2 protein-coding genes are annotated in these 1,379 nt (G+C 65.6%); both read right to left on the minus strand.

Annotated elements, in window-relative coordinates; translation table 11 throughout:
* A partial coding sequence (locus ABZ896_RS52760) for an alpha-amylase family glycosyl hydrolase (protein WP_360946683.1) occupies nucleotides 1–864 on the minus strand: 864 nt, incomplete at its 3' end.
* Nucleotides 861–1,379: alpha-glucosidase C-terminal domain-containing protein (locus ABZ896_RS52765; RefSeq protein ID WP_360946686.1), on the minus strand; the 519-nt coding region annotated here is incomplete at its 5' end. The genes ABZ896_RS52765 and ABZ896_RS52760, both read right to left, overlap by 4 nt.

Genomic DNA, 1,379 nt, shown 5'->3' on the forward strand with positions numbered 1-1,379 from the left:
GAAGTGGAAGGCCATGTGGCATTCGTCGCCGCCGGACTTGTAGTCGCCGAAGTAGTCGACGACGTCCTCCGGCCACTGGTTCGCCTCCGCGAGGAGAACCGTGTCCGGATACATCGCGTCGATCTCCCGGCGCACCCGCTTCAGGAACGCGTGACTCGTGGGCAGGTTCTCGCAGTTGGTGCCCTCCGCCGCGTAGAGATAGGGGACGGCGTCGAGGCGGTAGCCGTCGATGCCGAGGTCCAGCCAGAAGCGGAGGGCGGCCAGGATTTCCTCCTGGACCGCGGGGTTCTCGTAGTTGAGGTCCGGCTGGTGGGAGAAGAAGCGGTGGAAGTAGTACTGGCCGCGCACCGGGTCGAAGGTCCAGTTGGAGACTTCCGTGTCGACGAAGATGATCCGCGCGTCCGGGTATTTGCGGTCGTCGTCGGCCCACATGTAGTAGTCGCCGTAGGGGCCTTCGGGGTTGGCGCGGGATTCCTGGAACCACGGGTGCTGGTCGCTGGTGTGGTTCATGACGAAGTCGATGATGACGCGCATGCCGCGTTGGTGGGCGGCGTCGACGAATTCGACGAAGTCGGCGAGGTCGCCGAACTCGGGGAGGACGGCGGTGTAGTCGGAGACGTCGTAACCGCCGTCGCGCAGCGGTGACTTGAAGAAGGGCGGCAGCCACAGGCAGTCGATGCCGAGCCACTGGAGGTAGTCCAGTTTGGCGGTGATGCCCTTGAGGTCGCCGACGCCGTCGCCGTTGCTGTCCTGGAAGGAGCGGACCAGGACCTCGTAGAAGACGGCCCGTTTGAACCAGTCCGGGTCCCGGTCCCCCGCGGGCGTGTCCTCGAAGGTGTCGTGGACGGGCTCGTTGACTGTCACGCTGGGGACCCTCCGATCGATGACGTCGGCCGCCGGACCTGGAACACATGCGCGGGCGCCCGACCTGGTTCGAGGCGCACATAGTTGTTCCTGCCCCAGCGGTAGGTCTCACCCGCCAGTTCGTCGTGCACGAACAGCGACTCGTGCCTCTCCAGGCCGAGTTGCGGCATGTCCAACGAGACCGTGGCCTCCTGGGTGTGGTGCGGATCCAGGTTCACGACCACGAGGACGGTGTCGTCGCCGGTGCGCTTGCTGTACGCGATGACCGCGTCGTTGTCGGTCTCGTGGAAGCGGATGTTTCGCAGCTGCCGGAGTGCGGGGTGGTTTCGCCGGATGGTGTTGAGGCGGGTGATCAGGGGTGCGATGGTCTGGTCGGTGTCCCAATTGCGGGCCCTGATCTGGTACTTCTCCGAGTCGAGGTACTCCTCGCTGCCCTCCCTGAGCGGGGTGTTCTCGCACAGCTCGTAGCCGGAGTAGATGCCCCAGGTCGGCGAGAGCGTCGCGGCCAGCACCGC

The organism is Streptomyces sp. NPDC047072 (assembly GCF_040643855.1).
Lineage (GTDB): Bacteria > Actinomycetota > Actinomycetes > Streptomycetales > Streptomycetaceae > Streptomyces.